This is a genomic window from Mesorhizobium sp. M0293, from assembly GCF_040321735.1.
GTDB lineage: Bacteria > Pseudomonadota > Alphaproteobacteria > Rhizobiales > Rhizobiaceae > Mesorhizobium.
Window position 1 is genome coordinate 1 of sequence record NZ_JAMYSA010000056.1, and the last position, 17020, is coordinate 17020.

Genomic DNA, 17020 nt, shown 5'->3' on the forward strand with positions numbered 1-17020 from the left:
GCCCGAAGATGCTAGGTGCAAAGCGCATGCCCCGTTCCTTTTCTGAGTCTCGACAACCAGAGAGAAGACGGACAAACCCCGTTTTGCGGGGCATGCACATGCGGCATTTCGATTCACTCAAAACTTTCCCCGGACAGCCCTGCCCCTTGCGGGGGAGATGTCCGGCAGGACAGAGGGGGGTGCCTCGCGCCGACATTCCGGCATTCCTACCAAGCCACCACCGAAATCTCCGGCCAGTGCTCCTTCGCCCGCGCACTCTTCACCTCATGCGTCCGCTGGTTGTCCATCACCCGGTTCGGCACGATGCGAAACGAGAAAATGTCGTCGAGCCCGAACGGCGCCACCAGATCGAGCTGCCCATCCGCGTTGTATCGCACGCCGACCGCGTGGGTCTTCGACGCGAAATAGCTGACGGATTCGCTGGAACTCGAATAGCGTGGGCACGATTGGCCGAATTTCTGCGGATACCACAGATGCACCCGCGCCTGGTTGCGCACCTCGACCGGCAGCGGCAGTCCATCGAAATGCACCGCCGCGCGGCGGATCACCGCGTCCTCCGCCTCGTAGGACAGGTCGCTGTCATCGAAATAGAACAGGTCGACATCTTTGATGCCATAGCCCGGCTGCTTACCGGTCAGATGGTTCCAGACAGAGTTGTAGAGCGCGCCGGAGACGACCAGCCAGTCGGCAAGACCAAGCGCGCGGGCATGCGTCAGCGCTTCGCGAACGAGCGGGTCAGCCGAGACGATCTCAAGAAACGCCGTGCGTTGCGTTTCGAAAGGAAGGCCGGAATAACGCAGATGGTCCATCGCCCTTTTGGAGGGCGATTCGCCATCTGCTCGCAAGGCTCAGAGCAATTCCAGGAAAAGTGTGAAACGGTTTTCCCGGGAAAAGCGCAGAGCGCTTTCCCTTGGGAATTGCGTCAAAAGACTCTAGCCGCGCAGAACGCCGCCGGTCTGCTTGCCGACATTCTCGACGATGCGCTTGGCCAGCGCCTCGAAATCCTCGTCGGTCAATGTCTTCTCGACCGGCTGGATCGACACTTCGATGGCGATCGATTTTTTGGCCTCGCCAAGCGATGCTCCCTCGAAGATATCGAACACCGAAACGCCTGATATCAGCTTCTTGTCGGCGGCGAGCGCCGCGCGCACTAGCGTGCCGGCCTCGAGGGTCTTGTCCACGACGAAAGCGAAGTCGCGCTTGACCGCCTGGAAGGCAGACAGTTCCAGCTTCGGCTTGGTTTTCGTCGGCTTGGCCTTCGGCTCGGGCACGGCATCGACGAACACTTCGAAACCGCAGAGCGGCCCGGAAGCGTCGAGGCCCTCAAGCGTCTTCGGGTGAAATTCACCGAAGGTGCCGAGCACGGTTTTCGGGCCGAGCTTGATCGTGCCGGAACGGCCGGGATGATACCAGGCCGGGCCGCCGGCCTCGATCTGCAGCCGCTCGACCGGCGCGCCGCAGGCTTCGAGCGCGGCGATGGCGTCGGCCTTGGCGTCGAACACGCCGACCGGGCCGGAATTGCCGGCCCAGTTGCGGGCGGAACCGTCGAGCTTGGCGGTGCCGCGACGCACGCCGGCGGCCACGCGCCGCTGCTGGTCGGCGCCGTCGCCTTCATAGGTGCCCGAAACTTCGAACAGCGCCACGTCGCCGATGCCCCTGTCGGCGTTGCGCTGGGCAGCGGCGATCAGCCCCGGCAAGAGCGAGGGCCGCATGTCGGACATGTCGGCGGCGATCGGGTTGGCGAGTTTCAGTGCCGTCTGGCCACCGCCGAACAATTCGGCGTGTTTGGCCGGGATGAACGACCAGGTGACGGCTTCCATCATGCCGCGTACAGCAAGCGCGCGCTTGGCCGTGCGGGTACGCACCTGCAGCGTGGTGAGGATCTTGGCATTGACCGCGTCATGCGCACCGAGCGGCTGCGGTGCGATGTTGTCGACGCCGTGGATACGCATCACCTCCTCGACCAGGTCGGCCTTGCCGTCGATATCCGGGCGCCAGGACGGCACCGCCACATCGATGACGTCGCCCGAGCCCTCAGGCTTGAAGCCAAGGCGCGACAGGATATGGCGGCTTTCCTCCGTTGGCACTTCGATGCCGGTCAGCCGCTTCACTTCCGAGAGCGGGAAGGAGACGATCCTGGGCGTGTGGCCTCCATAGCCTGCCACTTCGATCTCCGTCGGCGTGCCGCCGCAGAAATCGAGCACCAATCTGGTCGCCAGCTCGACGCCGGGCACCATGAATTCAGGGTCGACGCCGCGCTCGAAGCGGTAGCGCGCGTCGGTGATGATGCCGAGCGTGCGGCCGGTGCGCGCCGTGGTGATCGGATCCCAAAGGGCAGATTCGATCAGCACGTCAGTGGTGTTCTCGTCACAGCCCGAATGCTCGCCGCCCATGATGCCGGCGATCGACTCGACGCCATTGTCGTCTGCTATGACGCACATCTCTGGTGTCAGCGTGTATTCGCGGCCGTCGAGCGCCTGCACCTTTTCGCCATCGTGCGCGCGCCGCACGGCCAGATTGCCGGCAACCTTCTTCGCGTCGAACACATGCAGCGGCCGGCCGCGATCGAAGGTGACATAATTGGTGATGTCGACCAGCGCACTGATCGGCCGCAGCCCAATGGCGATCAAGCGCTGCTGCAGCCATTTCGGCGATGGACCGTTCTTGACGCCACGCACCAGCCGCAGCGCAAAGCCGGGGCAAAGTTCCGGCGCCACGATCGTCACCTTCACCGGGCACATGCCGTTGCCGACATGGGGCATGATGGCGCCGCCGACGAGGCGACCAAGACCGCTCGCCGCCAGATCCCTGGCGATGCCGTAGACGCTGGTCGCGTCCGGCCGGTTGGGTGTCAGGTTGATCTCGATGACCGGATCGTCGAGATGCGCATAGGCGGCGAAGCTGGTGCCGACCGGCGCATCTTCAGGCAGGTCGATGATGCCGTGGTGCTCGTCGGAAAGTTCCAGCTCGCGCTCGGAACACATCATGCCATGGCTTTCGACGCCCCTGATCTTGCCGACCGTCAGCGTCACGTCGATGCCGGGAACATAGGTGCCGGGCGCGGCAAAGGCGCCGATCAGGCCCGCGCGTGCATTGGGCGCGCCGCAAACGACCTGCACCGGTGGCTTGCCGTCGCCGGTGTCGACGGTGAGCACGCGCAGCCGGTCGGCATCGGGATGCTGCACCGCCGTCAGAACCCTGGCGATGACGAACGGTTTCAGGCTCGACTTGTCGTCGACATGCTCGACTTCGAGGCCGATCGAGGTCAGCCGTTCGACGATCTCGTCGAGCGTGGCATCGGTCTCGAGATGATCTTTGAGCCAGGAAAGGGTGAATTTCATTGGATTGTTCCGTCTGGTCTTTTGACGCTTGTTTTCAGATGTCTCGGCAGGTCGTCGGACATATGCAGGAAGGGAAGCTGCTCGCTGACATAGGCATGCAGCGTCGGCTTGAAATCGGCCGGCATGTCCATGGCGCCGAGCATGAAGTAGATGTCGTCCTCCAGCCGCTCGTCGACATAGGCGATGGGCGAGCCGCAGATGCCGCAGAAGGAGCGCGTCACCGGGCCGTTCTCGTACATCTTCAGCGCCTTGCCGGTGAACGCGACCTGACCGACCAGGAAGCCGACAAAGGCCGATACCGGCGCGCCGCTGGCCCGCCGGCAATCGCCGCAATGGCAATAGCTGACGTGATGCGGTTCGGCCGAGGCCTCGAACCGCACGGCGCCGCAGCGACAGCCGCCGGTGTGCGGCGCTGTCATGCGCTCAGGCCGCCGAACAGCGTCGGCATGTCGAGCGGCCTGAAACCGTAATGCGACAGCCAGCGTACATCCGCATCGAAGAAGGCGCGCAGGTCCGGCATGCCGTATTTCAGCATGGCGATGCGGTCGATGCCCATGCCCCAGGCAAAGCCCTGATATTCGTCCGGGTCGAGCCCGCCATGGCGCAGCACGTTGGGGTGCACCATGCCGCAGCCGAGGATCTCCATCCAGTCGGAGCCTTCGCCGAAGCGCACTTCGCCGGGCCTTGAGCGGTCGCACTGAATGTCGACCTCGAGGCTGGGCTCGGTGAACGGGAAGAAGGACGGCCGGAAGCGCATCTTGACCTGTGGCACCTCGAAGAAGGCCTTGCAGAACTCCTCCAGCACCCACTTCATGTTGGCGACATTGGCTGTCTTGTCGATCACAAGCCCCTCGACCTGATGGAACATCGGCGAATGGGTGGCGTCGGAATCCTGCCGGTATGTCTTGCCCGGAATGACAATGCGGATCGGCGGCTTCTTCGTCTCCATGGTGCGGATCTGCACCGGCGAGGTGTGGGTGCGCAAAAGCTTCCGCTCGCCCTTCTCGTCCGGCTGGAAGAAGAAGGTGTCGTGCATCTCGCGCGCCGGATGGCCTTCGGGGAAATTCAGCGCGGTGAAATTGTAATAGTCGGTCTCGATATCCGGACCTTCGGCTATGGAGAAACCGAGATCGCCGAAGATCGCCGCGATCTCGTCGATGACCTGGCTGATCGGATGGATGCGGCCGCGCTCGGCCGGCGACTGCCGCACCGGCAGCGTCACGTCGACCTTTTCGGCGGCCAGGCGGGCGGTGATCGCCGCATCCCTGAGTTCGGCCTTGCGGGCCGTCAGCGCGTCGGTGACGCGGTTCTTGAGGCCGTTGATAACAGGACCCTTGACCTGCCGCTCCTCGGCGGTCATGGCGCCAAGCGTTTTCAGCATCTCGGACACTGTGCCCTTCTTGCCGAAGGCAGCGATGCGCACGGCCTCGATGGCCGGCTCATCGGCGGCCGACGCGATGTCGGCCAGAAGTGAATCTTCCAGGGCTTCAAGATTTCCAGCGGTGGCGTTCACGGCGAAGCTCTCTCGATCGGGCGACCCGCCACCATCAGGCGTGTCACCAATTTGGTTACATCAGAGTCAAAAAAGAACCCGCGCCAGCCGTGCCAGCGCGGGTTCCCCAAATCAGAATTGCGAATGCTTGGGAAGCGCTGGTCTTAGGCGACAGCGCTTTCAAAAGCGTTCGGCGTGGTGTTCTTCAGATATTCGAGCGCCACCTTGGCCTTGGCCACAAGCGCTGCGAAAGCCTGCGGCTCGTGGATGGCCATATCCGACAGGATCTTGCGATCGATCTCGATGCCCGACTTGTTGAGGCCGTCGATGAAGCGGCCATAGGTCAGGCCATGCTCGTGGGTCGCTGCGTTGATGCGCTGGATCCACAGAGCGCGGAACGAGCGCTTGCGGTTCTTGCGGTCGCGGTAAGCGTACTGCAGCGACTTTTCCACCGCCTGCTTGGCGATGCGGATGGTGTTCTTGCGGCGGCCGTAGAAGCCTTTTGCGGCTTTCAGGACCTTCTTGTGCTTGGCGTGCGAGGTGACGCCTCTCTTTACGCGTGCCATGTCATGATCTCCTTAAAACGTGTCCGGACCGAATGCCTTAGAGGCCGTTCGGAAGAAAATTCTTGATGACCTTCTTGCCATCCGGTTCAGCCAGAACCATCGTGCCGCGGGCATTTCGAATGAACTTGTTGGAACGCTTGATCATGCCGTGACGCTTGCCGGCCGCAGCCGACAGGACTTTACCCGTACCTGTGATCTTGAACCGCTTTTTGGCGGCGGACTTGGTCTTCATCTTGGGCATTTTGCTACTCCGTATTGTTGGCGCAGTATCGCGCTTCTTGTTCGCTTCGGGCCGACCAAAGCCCGAAAAGCAAATGAAACCGCCACGGCATGCCCTGCCGGGCGGTTTTCTTGAACGGCGGTCCTATACGTGAAAGACGGCTGCTGTGCAACACCCGAAGCCGGGCGCGCCCTATCTAGGCCTTACCTTGGCTTAAGGCAGCCGGAACAGCACCGGCAACATGCCCGACTGCTGAGCGCCATCGATCAGCTCGAAGGCCGGCAGCGCGACGAGGAACACCAGGCCGTCGAGCAGCGTGGTCAACAACAGGCGCGGCTTGAAGCTGCCCGTGTCGCCCTCCTGGTAGAGCGACAATTTCGGGAAGAAGCGCGGCACCCGCGCCAGATAGGCCGCATACGGCGCGCCGAGTACTTCCTTGAGGAATTTCTCCTCGCGCAGGATGACGATATGGAAGGCGCCCGCGCACAGAAGCGCGAAGAGAACGATGCCGGAGAACGAACCGATCTGCGCCCCGACGCCGGCCGCGGCTACCGTCGAGAACACATAAAGTGGGTTGCGGGTGATCGAGTAAGGCCCGCCGGTCACCACCTCGGAAGATTTGCGCCCGCCAATGTAGAGCGTCGACCAAAGGCGCCCGACGATGCCGAGGAAAATCAGCAGCACGCCGAACATTTCGATCGACTCATGCACCCAGGTTTCAGGCGGGAAGGTCGATTGGCCGAACAACAACGCCGCGAACAGCACCAGGACCAGAACGGCAAGCACCATCCTGCGTGTCCGCTGATAGTTGCCCAGCCCGTATTTAAAGTCCTGAACGTCCGAAATCTTGACTTCATTGACCATGGCGGAATCCGATCGTCGAAGAGCTTTGCTGGCGGTCGCAGCTTGGGCCAATGAAATAAGGCGTCCCGCCGATCGCCGGGACGCCTTGGGATGTGATTCAGGCGGATTTAAGCGCGACAACCCAGCCTGACGTCATCGTGATCTCAGACGTGTTGGTATTCAGCACACCTTAGCGCGGCTTAGCGCGGCGACAGCACCATCATCATCTGGCGGCCTTCGAGCTTCGGTTCCGCCTCGACCTTGGCGATGGTCGCTACTTCCTCGCGAACCTTGTTCAGAAGCTGCATGCCGAGTTCCATATGCGCCATCTCGCGGCCACGGAACCGCAGCGTCAGCTTGACCTTGTCGCCTTCCTCGAAGAAGCGGCGAACCGCCTTCATCTTGGTCTCATAGTCATGGCTGTCGATGTTCGGGCGCATCTTGATCTCCTTGATCTCGATGACCTTCTGATTCTTGCGCGCCTCGGCCGCCTTCTTCTGGTTGGCGTATTTCAACTTGCCGAGATCGAGAATCTTGACGACGGGGGGCACCGCATTGGGCGATATCTCGACGAGATCGAGCCCAGCCTCTTCGGCGAGCAGCAATGCGTCGTTGATGGAAATATCGCCGCGGTTCTGACCTTCGGCGTCGATAAGCTGGACCCGGGGAACCCGGATATCACGGTTGGAGCGCGGGCCATCCTTGGTCGGCGCCGCTGCTTTGAAAGGTCTGCGAATGGTCGTGGTCTCCTTGGCCGTTTCGTTCAGGGTTTGTCAGTGTTGATGCGTGGACGCGCCAATGTGGTGAGCGCGCGGGCGGAGTCAATAGCACAGCATTGACAGAAAATCACCCTGATCGCTGCCCTGCACCAAACAAAGAAACATCGCGAGCACTTTCCGCCTCGCCGCCGGCTGTGTCACAAGACCGATGTTGAGGAAAAAACCATGATTGTCACGCCCCCACTCTTTCTAGATGTCCCAATCTTTCCCGGTGTTGGGGGATCGCGCATCGCGGTGCGCCACACTGCTGGCTCTGCGCCCGGCATCGTCTGGCTCGGCGGCTACAAGTCGGACATGCTTGGCACGAAGGCGCAGACGCTGTCGGACTGGGCGGCAAGAGAAGGCCGCGCGTTCCTGCGCCATGATTATTCAGGCCATGGCGAATCCGGCGGCGCCTTTGCCGACGGGACGATTTCGATATGGCTTGCGCAAAGCCTTGCCGTGTTCAGGCATTTCACCAAGGGCAGGCAGATCCTGGTCGGCTCCTCTATGGGCGCCTGGATTGCGCTGCGCATGGTGCAGGAATTGCGCAAAGCGGGCGACAGCAACGTCGCCGGCCTGGTGCTGCTGGCGCCGGCACCGGATTTTACCGTTGAGCTGGTCGAACCGGCGCTGACAAAGGCGCAGAAACGCGACCTCGCCAAAAAGGGGTTTTTCGAAGAGCCGTCGGACTATGCCGCCGAGCCCTACATCTACACGCGCGCCCTGATCGAGGACGGGCGCGATAACAGGGTGATGTCGGGTCCGATCGACACGCATTGCCCAGTGCACATCTTGCAGGGGCTGGCCGATGCGGACGTGCCGGCAAGCCACGCGCTGAAGCTGGTCAGCCTGCTGCCGGCCGACGACGTGACCTTGTCGCTGATCCCCGATGGCGACCACCGTCTGTCGCGGCCGCAGGATCTCGACATGCTGGTGCGGGCTGTCGACGCGATGGCGCAGAGGGGAAACTGATGCGCCTTTCCATTCCGATATCCGCCTTCGTCGCGGCAATCGTCGGCTTCGGCGGCACGCTGGCCATCGTCATTGCCGCCGCCAAGGCGGTCGGCGCGACGCAGATCGAGACGGCGAGCTGGGTAACGGCGATCTGCCTGGCGATGGCGATCGAGTGCCTGTGGCTGTCCTGGCGCACGAAAATGCCTGTTATCACCGCATGGTCGACGCCGGGCCTGGCGCTGATCGCCGCGTCGAGCGGCTTTTCGATGAACGAGGCGGTCGGAGCCTTCATCGTCACCGGCATCCTGTTGATCGCTACCGGCCTGTTCGGCCCGCTGACGCGGCTGATCGCCAGGATACCGGCGTCGGTGGCATCCGGCATGCTGGCCGGCATCCTCGTCAGCTTCGCCATCAACGCGGTCAAGGCCATCCCCGCCGATCCCTGGCTGATCCTGCCGCTGATCGCGGCCTTTTTCATCATCAGGCTGTTCAATCCGGCGGTGTCGGTGCTGGTCGTCCTGATCGGCGGCGGCCTCGCGGCATTTCTCACCGGCCGCGTCGGCGGCCTGCCGACGCCGGAACTGTCGACGCTGACGCTGATCGCGCCGCAGTTCAGCGCCGCCGCGATCATCGGCCTGGCGCTGCCGCTCTATCTCGTCACCATGGCTTCGCAGAACCTCTCCGGCCTCGCCGTGCTGCGCGCCGCCGGCTATCACCCGGAGCCCGGCCCGCTGATCGGCGTCACCGGCCTGCTTTCGCTGCTGTCGGCGCCGTTTGGCGGCTCGACCACCAATCTGGCGGCGATTTCGGCGGCGATCTGCACCGGACCTGACGTCCATCCAGACCCCGCCGAGCGCTGGAAGACCGGTCCGTTCTATGCGCTCGCCTATCTCATCTTCGCCATTTTCGGCGCTTCGCTGGTGGCGATCTTCGCCGTGCTGCCGCAGAGCCTGATCGTGCTGGTGGCCGGTCTCGCGCTGATGGCGCCGCTTGCCAATGCTTTGTCGATCGCCTTGAAGGATGAAGGCGAACACATGCCTGCCACCGTCACCTTCGCCGTCACCGCGTCGGGACTGACGCTGTTCGGCGTCGGCGCTGCATTTTGGGGACTTGTCGCCGGATTGGTCGTGCTTTTCCTCGAAGCATTCAAAAAGCAACAATCATTTCAGCCTCTTGTCCGGTTTTGGCGGATATTGTCTTGAATCGCCGTTTTCTTCTTCCCATTTCGATTCCACGCAGCCGGTCTTGGCTGTCTCCAACCGAAGGAATGGGAGAAAATGAACACATCTGCATTGATCCGCCCGGCCTGGACGCCGGCAACCATCGCGTTGATGGTGATCGGTTTCATGGTGTTCTGGCCACTCGGCTTCGCCATGCTCGCCTACATCATCTGGGGTGACCGCCTCGATGGCTTGAAGCGTGACGTCAACCGCGCGACCGACGGCATCTTCGCCGGCTGCCGCCGCGGTTCCGACAAGGCCGCGCGCTGGGGTCACGGCTCCGCCCGCACCGGCAATGTCGCTTTCGACGACTGGCGCGAAAAAGAACTTGAGCGCCTCGCTGAGGAACGCCGCAAGCTCGACGAGATGCTGACCGAGTTCGACGAGTACGCCCGCGAATTGCGCCGCGCCAAGGACCAGGACGAGTTCGACCGTTTCATGGCCAACCGCAACAAGTCGACGGCGCCAACCAAGGCCGATCCGAGCACGGGGACGACCACCAAGCGTGGCAAGGGTTCGAACCTGCTTGACGACTAGCGCATCGGCCCGAAAATCGACTTCGATTTTCGGAAAGCACGATGCGTAGATTCAAAAGTGTTAGAGCGTACTTTGTGCGTCCAATTGGACGCACGTCGCTCTAATGACCCGGCGACTGGTCACATCGTGAAAAAACGGCGTCGCGAAAGCGGCGCCGTTTCTTTTTTGTTCTATTCGTTTTCCTCGAATCACGTATCGTCCGGCCATGTCTTTCGGCTTCTTCCGCAATCTGCCAAAGCCCAAGCCCGCGCCCGAAGAGCGCGAGCATGTCGTTGCCGGACGCTCGCTGCCGCTCAAGATCGTCGAGAACGATCGCGCAAGGCGGCTGACGCTACGCATCGATTCCGGTGGCCAGGGCCTGCGCATCACCGTGCCGCCAGGCTTGCGCCGGGGCGAAGTGGAAAAATTCCTCGACCGCCATCAGGACTGGCTGGAACAGCGTTTGGCCAAGGTTCCGGCTCGGCCGCAGGTGCGGCCCGGCATCAAGATCCCAGTGCGTGGCGTGGCGCACCGCATAGTCCATGAGCCTTCAAGCCGCGGGACCGTGACCATGTCGAGCGACGAGCGCGGCCCGCTGCTGATCGTGCATGGCGACCGCATACACCTGCCGCGCCGCGTCGCCGATTTTCTCAAGCGCGAGGCCAAGAAGGAAATCGAGAAGCTGGTGCTCAAGCACACCCAGGCGCTGGGCAAGCGCGCCAAGGCCGTCCGTTTCAAGGACACGTCGAGCCGCTGGGGCTCCTGCACCTCCGACGGCAATCTGTCCTTCTCCTGGCGGATCATGATGGCGCCGTCGCCGGTGATCAATTACCTCGTCGCGCATGAAGTGGCGCATCTCAAGGAGATGAACCACGGGCCGAAATTCTGGAAGCTGTGCGAGCAGCTTTGCCCGGACACGGAGCGCTGCAAGGCATGGCTGAAGCGCAATGGCGGCGCGCTGCAGGCGATTGCGTTCGAGTAGAGGCAGCCGGGCGGCACGTCGAGCGCAGTAGGCTACTCACGTGACCATTGAAGATTGGCGAAGCCACCTCCAATGTCGTCATCCTAGGGTCTGCGCTCCGCTTCGCGTCGCTCCGCCCTAGGATGACGACATTCAATCGTCATTGGCAGCGTTGAGCTCCTCCGGACGCAGCCCCTCATCGCCATGATGCGGCCAGGGCAAAAAATTGCCGTCGAAGGCGTCGCTGCCGAAATAGTCGAGCGCGCGGTGTGCCTCGGCGCCGTTGAAGGCGGCCTTGTCCATCAGGTGGGCGATGACCTCGCGCGCCTGCGTTATCTTCTGCCTGAGTTCGGCAACGGTTCTGTCGGCCATGATCGTGCTCCCGCCTTGCATCCTATCCATCCATAGGTAGCGCCTTTGGCCTTGCCGGCAAACAGCATGCTTTTTCTCGACTCTTTTCGCTTTTCATGCCAATTCCCGCGCCATGGCACTCGACATCAAGATCTGCGGCTTGAAAACCGACGGGGCAATGGCCGCGGCGCTGGCCGGCGGCGCCAGCCATGTCGGGTTTATTTTCTTCCCGAAAAGCCCACGCTATGTCCAACCTGCCGAGGCTGGCCGTCTGCGCGAAGCCGCACGCGGCAAGGCCAAAGCGGTTGCCGTCACCGTCGATGCCGGTGACGTCTTCCTGGATGAAATCGTTGCCAAGATGCAGCCCGACATGCTGCAGCTGCATGGCGCGGAAACGCCGGAGCGGGTGGCCGAGGTGAAGGCCAGCTATGGCCTGCCGGTGATGAAGGCGCTGCCGCTCAGCGTGGCTGCCGATCTCGAACGGATAAAGCCGTTCATCGGCGTCGCCGACCGCTTCCTCTTCGACGCCAAGCCACCAAAGGGCTCTGAGTTGCCGGGTGGCAACGGGGTGGCCTTCGATTGGCGCGTTCTTGTCGGCCTTGACGCCGGCGTCGATTACATGCTTTCCGGTGGGCTCAACGCCGCCAACATCGGCGAGGCCCTTCAGCTTGCTAACCCGCCCGGAATAGACATTTCCTCAGGCGTGGAAAGCGCGCCGGGCGTCAAGGATCCGGCGCTGATCGAACAGTTTTTCCGGGCCGTCAGGGCAGCGCGCGACAACCGCGCCGCCTGACCGGTTCAAACAGAGCATGTGGGAACTGGTTTTCCGACAAGAACATGCTCAAGACATCAAGATGCCAGGAGATCGGCGATGAACAAGCCGGCGACACCCAATTCCTTCCGCACTGGACCCGACGAACAGGGCATGTTCGGTATTTTCGGCGGTCGTTTCGTTGCCGAAACATTGATGCCGCTGATCCTCGACCTGGAGCGGCACTGGAACGAGGTCAAGAACGACGCGGATTTCAGGGCTGAACTCACCGACCTCTCGACCCACTATGCCGGGCGGCCCTCAAAGCTCTATTTCGCCGAAGGGCTGACCAGGCATCTCGGTGGCGCGAAAGTCTATTTCAAGCGCGAGGATCTGAACCACACCGGTTCGCACAAGATCAACAACTGCCTCGGCCAGATCCTGCTGGCCAAGCGCATGGGCAAGAAGCGCATCATCGCCGAGACGGGCGCCGGCCAGCACGGCGTGGCGTCGGCGACAGTCGCGGCCCGCTTCGGCTTTCCCTGCGTCGTCTATATGGGCGCCACCGACGTCGCCCGGCAAAGCCCCAACGTCTTCCGCATGAAGCTTCTCGGCGCCGAAGTGCGGCCGGTGACCGCCGGCCACGGCACGCTGAAGGACGCCATGAACGAAGCCCTTCGCGATTGGGTGACCAATGTCGAGGACACTTATTACCTCATCGGTACCGCCGCCGGCCCGCATCCCTATCCGGAGCTGGTGCGCGACTTCCAGTCGGTGATCGGCATCGAGGCGCGCGCGCAGATCCTCGAACAGGAAGGCCGGCTGCCGGACACGATCATCGCCGCTGTCGGCGGCGGTTCGAACGCCATCGGCTTGTTCCATCCCTTCCTCGACGACAAAGAGGTTCGCATCATCGGCATCGAGGCCGGCGGGCGCGGCCTCAATGGCATCGAGCATTGCGCCTCGATGAATGCCGGCGCGCCGGGCGTGCTGCATGGCAACCGCACCTATCTCCTGCAGAATGCCGACGGCCAGATCATGGACGGCCATTCGATCTCGGCCGGACTGGACTATCCCGGCGTCGGGCCGGAACATTCCTGGCTGCGCGATTCAGGCCGCGTCGAATATGTGCCGATCCTCGACGACGAGGCGCTGGAAGCCTTCAAGCTGACGACGCGCGTCGAAGGCATCATTCCGGCGCTGGAATCGGCGCATGCCATCGCGCATGCGGTGAAGATCGTGCCCGCCATGGACAAGGACCAGATCGTCATCGTCAATCTGTCCGGCCGTGGCGACAAGGACGTGCATACGGTGGCCTCGATGCTGGGCATGGAGATCTGATCATGGCTACCCGCATCGATCGCCGCATGGCGAAGCTGAAGACCGAAGGCCGCCCGGCGCTCGTCACCTATTTCATGGGTGGCGACCCGGACTACGATACCTCGCTGTCGATCATGAAGGCACTGCCCGGCGCAGGCGCCGACATCATCGAGCTCGGCATGCCGTTTTCCGACCCGATGGCCGACGGCCCGGCGATCCAGGCGGCGGGCCTCAGGGCGCTGAAAGGCGGCCAGACGCTGGTCAAGACGCTGAAGATGGCGTCGGAGTTCCGGACCGGCGACAATGAGACACCTATCGTTTTGATGGGCTACTACAACCCGATCTACATCTATGGCGTCGACCGCTTTCTCAAGGACGCGATCGCCAGCGGCATCGACGGACTGATCGTCGTCGACCTGCCGCCGGAGATGGATGAGGAACTGTGCATTCCGGCGCTCAAGGCTGGCATCAATTTCATCCGGCTGGCGACGCCGACCACCGACGACAAGCGCCTGCCCAAGGTGCTGCAGAACACGTCGGGCTTCGTCTATTATGTGTCGATGACCGGCATCACCGGCTCGGCGCTGGCCGACACCGGCAAGGTGGCGGCGGCGGTCAAGCGCATCAAGGGCCACACCGACCTGCCGGTCTGCGTCGGCTTCGGCGTCAAGACCGCCGAGCAGGCCCGCGTCATCGGCGCCAATGCCGACGGCGTCGTCGTCGGCACCGCGATCGTCAATGCGGTGGCCAATGTGCTGGGGCCGAAAGGCGAAAAGACCGCCGACCCTGCCGAAGCCGTGGCCACGTTGGTCAGCGGCCTTGCGCAAGGTGTGCGCTCGGCCCGCCTTGCTGCCGCCGAATAGTTTCCCTACCTCTTTACCCAACTCTTCGTCAGGACAGGAGCCGAAGCGATGAACTGGATCACCAATTACGTTCGCCCGAAGATCAATTCGATGCTCGGCCGACGCACCGACATGCCCGAGAATCTCTGGATCAAGGATCCGGAGACCGGCGAGATGGTGTTCCACAAGGATCTGGAATCCAACCAGTTCGTCATCCCCTCGTCCGGCCATCACATGAAGATCTCGGCCAAGGAGCGGCTGAAATTCTTCTTCGACGACGGCAAATACGAGACCCTGGACAACCCCAAGGTCATGCAGGACCCGCTGAAATTCCGCGACGAGAAGCGCTATGTCGACCGGCTGAAGGACGCCAAGGCCAAGACCGGCCTGGAAGATGCGATCATCAACGCGCTGGGGACCGTCGAGGGCCTGCCGGTTGTGGTCACGGTGCAGGACTTCGCCTTCATGGGCGGCTCGCTCGGCATGGCTGCCGGTGACGCCATCGTGCATGGTTTTGAAGTCGCCCTGCAGCGCAAGCGGCCGCTGATCCTGTTTGCCGCCTCCGGCGGCGCCCGTATGCAGGAAGGTATTTTGTCCCTCATGCAATTGCCGAGGACCACGGTCGGCGTCGACCGGCTGAAGGAAGCCGGCCTTCCCTACATTGTCGTTTTGACCAACCCGACCACCGGCGGCGTCACGGCCTCCTACGCCATGCTGGGCGACGTGCACATCGCCGAGCCCGGCGCACTGATCGGCTTTGCCGGACCGCGCGTCATCGAACAGACCATCCGGGAAAAACTGCCCGACGGCTTCCAGCGCTCCGAATATCTGATGGAGCACGGCATGGTCGACATGGTGGTGTCGCGGCTGGAATTGCGCGAAACCATCGCGCGCCTGCTCAAGATGCTGCTCAAGCTGCCGGAGGAGCAAAAGCCGCTGGAGCCGGAAATCCTGCCGCCGGCCACCATCCCGACGGAAGCCCGACCGCACGCCTGACGCGCCATCGTGCGCCGCGAACCGCGATTGCGCGCGCTTTGCGACCCGCATAGGATTCTTCCATGATGACGCTTGCCGCCGACCGCGAAATCGGAGCCCTGATGGCGCTTCACCCGAAAGGCTTCGACCTTTCGCTCGACCGCATTTCGCGCGTGCTGGAGCGGCTTGATAATCCGCAGGACCGGTTGCCGCCGGTGATCCACATCGCCGGCACCAATGGCAAGGGCTCGTGCGCGGCCTTTTCGCGCGCCCTGCTCGAGGCGGCGGACTACCGCGTCCATGTCCACACCTCGCCGCATTTGGTCAACTGGCACGAGCGCTATCGGTTGGCCGCCGATGGCGGCGGCAGGCTGGTCGAGGACAGGGTATTCGCCGACGCCATCGCGCGCGTCGCCAGGGCCAATGAAGGCGAGACGATTACCGTCTTCGAGATTCTCACCGCAGTTGCTTTCCTGCTATTTTCCGAACATCAGGCCGATGTCGCCATCATCGAGGTCGGGCTCGGCGGCCGTTTCGATGCCACCAATGTCGTCAAGGAGCCGGCCGTATCGGTGATCATGCCGGTGTCGCTCGACCACGAGGCCCATCTCGGCGACCGTGTCGAACTGATCGCGGCCGAAAAGGCCGGCATCATCAAGCCTGGCTGCCCGGTGGTCATCGGCGCTCAGGAAAGCGAGACGGCGCTGCAGGTGCTGATCGAAACCGCCGAGCGGCTCGAGTGTCCCACCTTCGTCTATGGCCAGGATTTCCTCGCCTTCGAGGAAAACGGCCGCATGGTCTACCAGGACGAAGACGGTTTGATGGACCTGCCGCCGCCGCGGCTGCCGGGGCGCCACCAGTTCGCCAATGCGGCGGCGGCGATCGCAGCGGTCAAGGCGGCCGGTTTCGAGATCAGCCATCGCGCCGCCGAAAAGGCGATGATCAGTGTCGCCTGGCCCGGCCGCATGCAGAAGCTGGCGCAAGGCCGGCTGGCCGAACTGGCGCCCAAGGGCGCCGATATCTGGCTCGATGGCGGCCACAATCCCGGCGCCGGCGTGGTCATTGCCGAAGCGCTGGCCGAGCAGGAAGAAAAGAACCCGCGGCCGCTCTTCCTCATCTCGGGCATGATCAACACCAAGGACCAGAGCGGCTATTTCCGTGCCTTCAAGGGCCTCGCCCGGCATGTCTACACGGTGCCGGTGAGCCTCAGCGAGGCCGGCGTGCCGAACGACGAACTGGCGATCCGCGCGACGGATGCCGGGTTGACGGCCGAGCCGGTGAGTTCGGTCGCCAATGCGCTGATGCTGCTGCGCGACACCTGGGATGGTCCGGCGCCGCGCATCCTGATCGGCGGTTCGCTTTATCTGGCTGGCGCTGTCCTGGCCGAGAACGGCACGCCGCCAACCTAAGGCCAGACCTTCTCGAGAGGAGCCAGTCATGATCAAGGTCAAGCAACTCGCTCACGTCTGTATCTTCGCCGACGACCTGGAGGCGACGCGAAGCTTCTACCGCGACGTGCTGGGAATGGACACCCGCTTCAATTTCCTGCGTGACGGCAAGATTTTCGGGTTCTATCTCGATTGCGGCGGTCGCAGCCATGTCGAGGTGTTCCGGAAAAGCGAGGCCCGCTACAGCGACCTGAACCAGATCAACCATTTCTGCCTCGAAGTAGAAGATATCGACGCGGCAATCGCTCACATCCGGTCGAAGGGATGCGAGGTCACGTCCAGGAAACTCGCCTGCGACGACACTTACCAGGCCTGGATCCGCGACCCCAACGACGTGAAAATAGAGCTGTTCGAATACACCGAAAAAAGTGCGCAATTCGCCGGCGGCGATCGTATCGCCGACTGGTAGAGCATTCTGCCTTTCCGTGAAACGGTGAAACGCCCTAAAGCGCGTCGCGT

The 17020-nt window shown here is 62.8% G+C and carries 19 protein-coding genes; 10 read left to right on the top strand and 9 right to left on the bottom strand.

All coding sequences use genetic code 11. The features are described from left to right. Positions 1–206: 206 nt before the first annotated feature. From NKJ06_RS20775 to infC, 8 genes are all read right to left on the bottom strand, one after another. Positions 207–809, bottom strand: coding sequence for a nucleotidyltransferase family protein (locus NKJ06_RS20775; protein WP_352630700.1), 603 nt, complete (start codon positions 807–809; stop codon positions 207–209). 123 nt (positions 810–932) lie between these two features. Then, a complete protein-coding gene (gene pheT / locus NKJ06_RS20780) occupies positions 933–3341 on the bottom strand; it encodes a phenylalanine--tRNA ligase subunit beta (protein WP_352810480.1) in 2409 nt (802 codons plus the stop codon). After that, positions 3338–3760 (bottom strand): GFA family protein, encoded by a 423-nt coding sequence (locus tag NKJ06_RS20785; RefSeq protein ID WP_352630696.1) that lies wholly within the window; start codon positions 3758–3760, stop codon positions 3338–3340. Before NKJ06_RS20785 ends, pheT begins: the two co-directional genes overlap by 4 nt. After that, positions 3757–4854 (bottom strand): phenylalanine--tRNA ligase subunit alpha, encoded by a 1098-nt coding sequence (gene pheS, locus NKJ06_RS20790; protein WP_352630694.1) that lies wholly within the window; start codon positions 4852–4854, stop codon positions 3757–3759. Before pheS ends, NKJ06_RS20785 begins: the two co-directional genes overlap by 4 nt. 143 nt (positions 4855–4997) lie before the next feature. Further along, a complete protein-coding gene (gene rplT / locus NKJ06_RS20795; RefSeq protein WP_013528310.1) occupies positions 4998–5399 on the bottom strand; it encodes a 50S ribosomal protein L20 in 402 nt (133 codons plus the stop codon). 37 nt (positions 5400–5436) lie between these two features. After that, a complete protein-coding gene (rpmI, locus tag NKJ06_RS20800) occupies positions 5437–5640 on the bottom strand; it encodes a 50S ribosomal protein L35 (RefSeq protein ID WP_006201248.1) in 204 nt (67 codons plus the stop codon). 192 nt (positions 5641–5832) lie between these two features. Continuing rightward, positions 5833–6483, bottom strand: a complete 651-nt coding sequence (locus NKJ06_RS20805; protein WP_352630692.1) for a methyltransferase family protein — start codon at positions 6481–6483, stop codon at positions 5833–5835. A gap of 179 nt (positions 6484–6662) precedes the next feature. Then, complete coding sequence (gene infC, locus NKJ06_RS20810) at positions 6663–7199, bottom strand: translation initiation factor IF-3 (RefSeq protein WP_352630715.1); 537 nt, start codon at positions 7197–7199, stop codon at positions 6663–6665. Between the two features lie 207 nt (positions 7200–7406). Here infC and NKJ06_RS20815 point away from each other — a divergent pair, with 207 nt between their 5' ends. The 4 genes from NKJ06_RS20815 to NKJ06_RS20830 all read left to right on the top strand — a co-directional run bounded on the left by NKJ06_RS20815 (position 7407) and on the right by NKJ06_RS20830 (position 10895). Continuing rightward, positions 7407–8195 carry an alpha/beta hydrolase gene (locus NKJ06_RS20815; RefSeq protein WP_352630690.1) on the top strand — a complete coding sequence of 263 codons (789 nt, stop codon included), beginning with the start codon at positions 7407–7409 and terminating at the stop codon, positions 8193–8195. Continuing rightward, complete coding sequence (locus tag NKJ06_RS20820) at positions 8195–9379, top strand: benzoate/H(+) symporter BenE family transporter (RefSeq protein ID WP_352630688.1); 1185 nt, start codon at positions 8195–8197, stop codon at positions 9377–9379. Before NKJ06_RS20815 ends, NKJ06_RS20820 begins: the two co-directional genes overlap by 1 nt. Positions 9380–9454: 75 nt before the next feature. After that, entirely contained in the window at positions 9455–9934 is a 480-nt protein-coding gene (locus NKJ06_RS20825; protein ID WP_352630686.1) for a DUF2852 domain-containing protein, read from the top strand. Positions 9935–10139: 205 nt separating this feature from the next. After that, on the top strand, positions 10140–10895 hold the full coding sequence (locus NKJ06_RS20830) for a M48 family metallopeptidase (protein WP_352630684.1): 756 nt from the start codon (positions 10140–10142) through the stop codon (positions 10893–10895). Between the two features lie 132 nt (positions 10896–11027). Here NKJ06_RS20830 and NKJ06_RS20835 read toward each other — a convergent pair whose 3' ends face one another. Further along, on the bottom strand, positions 11028–11246 hold the full coding sequence (locus NKJ06_RS20835; RefSeq protein ID WP_352630682.1) for a hypothetical protein: 219 nt from the start codon (positions 11244–11246) through the stop codon (positions 11028–11030). 112 nt (positions 11247–11358) lie between these two features. On the opposite strand from NKJ06_RS20835, the gene NKJ06_RS20840 reads away from it, so the two are divergent. From NKJ06_RS20840 to NKJ06_RS20865, 6 genes are all read left to right on the top strand, one after another. Beyond that, complete coding sequence (locus NKJ06_RS20840; RefSeq protein ID WP_352630680.1) at positions 11359–12018, top strand: phosphoribosylanthranilate isomerase; 660 nt, start codon at positions 11359–11361, stop codon at positions 12016–12018. 78 nt (positions 12019–12096) lie between these two features. Then, the gene (gene trpB, locus NKJ06_RS20845) at positions 12097–13317 is read left to right on the top strand and encodes a tryptophan synthase subunit beta (protein WP_352630678.1); all 1221 of its coding nucleotides are present in this window, start codon (positions 12097–12099) and stop codon (positions 13315–13317) included. A gap of 2 nt (positions 13318–13319) precedes the next feature. Next, positions 13320–14159 (top strand): tryptophan synthase subunit alpha, encoded by an 840-nt coding sequence (gene trpA, locus NKJ06_RS20850; protein ID WP_352655362.1) that lies wholly within the window; start codon positions 13320–13322, stop codon positions 14157–14159. 48 nt (positions 14160–14207) lie between these two features. Next, positions 14208–15134 (top strand): acetyl-CoA carboxylase, carboxyltransferase subunit beta, encoded by a 927-nt coding sequence (gene accD, locus NKJ06_RS20855; protein WP_352630674.1) that lies wholly within the window; start codon positions 14208–14210, stop codon positions 15132–15134. 62 nt (positions 15135–15196) lie between these two features. Then, a complete protein-coding gene (locus NKJ06_RS20860; protein WP_352630672.1) occupies positions 15197–16522 on the top strand; it encodes a bifunctional folylpolyglutamate synthase/dihydrofolate synthase in 1326 nt (441 codons plus the stop codon). A gap of 28 nt (positions 16523–16550) precedes the next feature. Next, on the top strand, positions 16551–16970 hold the full coding sequence (locus NKJ06_RS20865) for a VOC family protein (protein WP_352630670.1): 420 nt from the start codon (positions 16551–16553) through the stop codon (positions 16968–16970). Positions 16971–17020: the final 50 nt, after the last annotated feature.